The 3,448-nt window shown below is 71.1% G+C and carries 3 protein-coding genes; 2 read left to right on the top strand and 1 reads right to left on the bottom strand.

Annotated elements, in window-relative coordinates; translation table 11 throughout:
- Positions 1-121: 121 nt before the first annotated feature.
- Positions 122-754, top strand: coding sequence for a hypothetical protein (locus tag ACHFIV_RS28355; protein WP_398974862.1), 633 nt, complete (start codon positions 122-124; stop codon positions 752-754).
- 254 nt (positions 755-1,008) lie between these two features.
- Here ACHFIV_RS28355 and ACHFIV_RS28350 read toward each other — a convergent pair whose 3' ends face one another.
- Positions 1,009-1,980 (bottom strand): RDD family protein, encoded by a 972-nt coding sequence (locus ACHFIV_RS28350; protein ID WP_398974859.1) that lies wholly within the window; start codon positions 1,978-1,980, stop codon positions 1,009-1,011.
- Positions 1,981-2,099: 119 nt separating this feature from the next.
- Between ACHFIV_RS28350 and ACHFIV_RS28345 the strand changes: the two genes are divergently transcribed.
- Entirely contained in the window at positions 2,100-3,107 is a 1,008-nt protein-coding gene (locus ACHFIV_RS28345; RefSeq protein ID WP_398974856.1) for a stage II sporulation protein M, read from the top strand.
- Positions 3,108-3,448 lie beyond the last annotated feature (341 nt).

Genomic DNA, 3,448 nt, shown 5'->3' with positions numbered 1-3,448 from the left:
GGCCGTCGGCCGACGGCCGGCACAGCTCTCAGCAGCAGGTCCGAGCGCAGGCCCCCGCACCCCCGTGTCGGGGGCCTGCGCCGTACCGCACCCGCACAGCCCGAGGAACCCGAAGGACCCCATGCCCCGCGGCCGTTATTCGCTCCACGATGTCCACGACCACACCCCCCTCGGCGAAGAACACTTCCACTGCGCGCCCGGCCCCTCGGGCTGGCGCTATGTCTCCCAGACCACGGGTCCCTCCGGCGCCCACCTGGGATCCGTCGATCTGGCCCTGGACGAGCTCGGCCGCCCCATCCGCCTCGAACTGCACGCCGCGAGCTGGCAGATCCGCGGCGCCGCCCTCGAGGGGGTCACCTGGGTGCGGACCGATCCCACCGGCACCCACGCCACCGAGGGCAATGTCCGTGCCCACACCTTCTCCGGCACGTCCCCCGCTTTCCTCGTGGCCATCGCCCGGCTCCTGCGTCTCACCCCCGCTTCCCCCGCGACCCGCGTCCGTCTGGTCACCTTCACGGACCCGGTTCTCGCCCCCCGCACCGTCGACCAGTCCTGGTGCCTGCTGGACAGTGAAGCGCACACCACTGACAACGGACCCCTGATCGTGGACGAGTACCAGGTCAACGCACTGGACACCGGCGAGCAGCACGCCGTCCACATCGCGGGTGACGTGGTGCTGGCGGCGCCGGGCATCGAGCTCGAGCACCTCGAATCCCCGCCCTCGGACATGCCCCGCCCGGCGGACGGGGCCTGAGCCCCGCACCGACGGGCGAGCCCTGAGGGCACGACGGAGGCGGGACGCCGGCCGCGAGCGGGCTGGTGGCCACAGGCGGGCGCGGGGGCACGGACGGGTCCGGGGGCACGGACAGGCCGGGGCACAAGCAGGCCCGACGCACAAGACCGGCCCGGGGGCACGGACAGGCCCGGGGACCCACCCCCACGGACTCGCGACACACCCGCGAACCGGACGGCGCAGGACGGACCCGGGCGGCTCGCACCGCCCGGCGCTCAGGCGGGCGGGGCGAATCCCGTCGGGGCCGGCCCCCCGGGTGCTTCCGAGGCCGTGTCCCGCCCCGCCCGCCCCGCGCCCTGCGGCGCGGAGGCCGCCGTGGCAGTACCGGTTCCGGCGGACCTGCCCTGCACCGGCCTGCCCTCCACCGCCCCGCCGCCGGGGAATCCCCGGTCCACAGGTGCGGGCAGAGGCCCCGGTACCTGGCGGGTCCGGCCCGCGTCAGCGGTCGTCGCCCGCCGCAATTCCCGCATCTGCCGCTCGTTCACCACGGCCGCCAGATAGGCGGCCGCCGGTACACCCTGCGGCACTGGAACACCCGTACGCGCGGCGAGGTCCGCCGAGAGCCGCTCGGCCATGGACCCACGGACCGTGGCCTCGAGCTGGTGCATCCGCGTCAGGTACTGCCGTACCGCCAGCCAGAGACCGTCCGGCACACCCGAGAGGTCCAACTGCGCGAAACGTCCCGCGAGCCAGGGCGGTGGCGGGGGCATGGCGAGAGCACGCCCGGCAGGCACCCGCTCACGTACGACGAGCGTGCCCGCGAACACGTCGCCGAGCCGTCTGCCGCGAGCGGACACCAGAGAGGCGACGCAGCCGACGACTCCGAACGTCCCCAGGATCTCGACCACCCCCATCGCTCCCCGCACGAGCGCGTGACGGAAGCGGATCGGCCCGCCGTCGTCCCGCACCACGCGAAGTCCGCAGGCGAGCTTTCCGAGCGAGCGGCCGTGGGTCAGCGTCTCGACCGCGACAGGCCCGCCCACCAGCACCAGAAGAAACGTGGCGACCGCGATCGCGGCGGTCGCCGCCTCGTCGAGCGTCACGGTCGCCAAGGCCAGTCCGATGGACAGCAACAGGAAAACCGTCAGAAGCACCGCCAGATCGATGGCGATCGCCAACGCCCTGCTGGGCAGCCTCGCGGGCTGAACCCCCAGTACCACCCCGTCCCCGGTCACGAGCTCATTCATCGCCACCCACCCCTCGCCGCCCTTCCCTGCCCCTCGGGCCCACAGTCTGCCAAGCTGACCCGCGGCGCACCGCCGGAGTACGGACCCGTACGCACCCATGCCTGGAGCAGCAGCCGACCATGGATCTCGACGTCTTCGTGACCACCCACCGCACCGAGTGGGACCGACTGGACCATCTTCTGCATCGCGGGCGCAGCCTGACAGGTGAAGAGGTGGACGAACTCGTCGCCCTGTACCAGCGCACCGCCACCCACCTGTCCCTGGTCCGCTCCAGCGCCCCCGACCCCATGCTGACGGCTCGCCTCACCCAGCTCGTGGCCCGGGCGCGTTCCACGGTGACAGGTACCCGCCGTGCGTCGTGGCGGGACGCCGCACAGTTCCTGACCGCCGGCTTCCCCGCGGCCGTCTACCGCTCGCGGCACTGGTGGATCCCCACCGCGGTGCTCTCCACCCTGCTGGCAGCCGTGATCGGCTGGTGGATCGGTACGCACCCGGAGGTCCAGGCGTCGATCGGGGCCCCGGACGACCTGCGCGCCCTGACCCGCCCCGGCGGTGAGTACGAGACGTACTACTCCAGCCACCCGGCCGCTTCCTTCGCCGCCCAGGTGTGGACGAACAACGCTCAGGCGGCAGCCATGTGCCTGGTGCTCGGGGCGTTCCTCTGCATACCGGTGATCTGGATCCTCTTCGTCAACGTGCTCAACCTCGCGGTGGGCATCGGCCTGATGTCCTCCGCCGGCCGACTGGACACCTTCCTCGGCCTCGTCCTGCCACACGGCCTGCTCGAACTCACGGCCGTGTTCGTCGCGGCGGGCACGGGCCTCCGCCTCGGCTGGACGGTCATAGACCCGGGCCCGCGCACGCGACGCTCGGCGCTGGCCCAGCAGGGCCGGGCCGCGATAGGCATGGCGATCGGCCTGGCGCTGGTCCTGTTCGTCTCCGGAGTCATCGAAGGCTTCGTCACCCCGTCGGGCCTTCCCACCTGGGCCCGCATCACCATCGGCGTCCTGGCTGAGCTGGCCTTCCTCCTCTACGTCTACATCCTCGGAGGCAGGGCGGCCCGCGCAGGGAACACGGGGGATCTTGATTCCGGCGGGCGCAGCGCTGAGCTACCCGCCGCAGCCTGACCGTCCGATGTGCGCGCGACGCCTGTGACCTGCTAGTCTCCAGTTCGCCCACAAGGACTGTTGACACGGTTCGTGTGGAGAGGTAGATTTTAACGGTTCCAAGGAGCTGGACAGCTCCCGAGGGAACGTCTAAAGTTCATCTCGCTCTTGCAGGGGACGCGATCCTCGCGGAGCCGATCGATTCTTCTCTTACGAGTAAGCAAGCAGCCGGATTCGCTTCGGCCGAATTGCTTCTGATAAAGTCGAGTCAGCCGAAAGGCAAAGGCCACTCCACAGGCCACCGGAATCAAATTCGGACCGGAAACGGAACGAAAAAGAGTCTGGTAAAGTTGGAGGCGCAG

Origin of the sequence: Streptomyces sp. ALB3 (assembly GCF_044385685.1) — a bacterium.
Taxonomy (GTDB): Bacteria; Actinomycetota; Actinomycetes; order Streptomycetales; family Streptomycetaceae; genus Streptomyces.
Note: the sequence above shows the minus strand (reverse complement) of the source record. Positions and strands in the feature narration are given on the sequence as shown.

What these genes read in the sequence shown, in the direction of transcription:
- ACHFIV_RS28350 (WP_398974859.1), bottom strand. Translation starts at nt 1,980, where the DNA reads ATGAATGAGCTCGTGACCGGGGACGGGGTGGTACTGGGGGTTCAGCCC.
- ACHFIV_RS28345 (WP_398974856.1), top strand. Translation starts at nt 2,100, where the DNA reads ATGGATCTCGACGTCTTCGTGACCACCCACCGCACCGAGTGGGACCGA.
- ACHFIV_RS28355 (WP_398974862.1), top strand. Translation starts at nt 122, where the DNA reads ATGCCCCGCGGCCGTTATTCGCTCCACGATGTCCACGACCACACCCCC.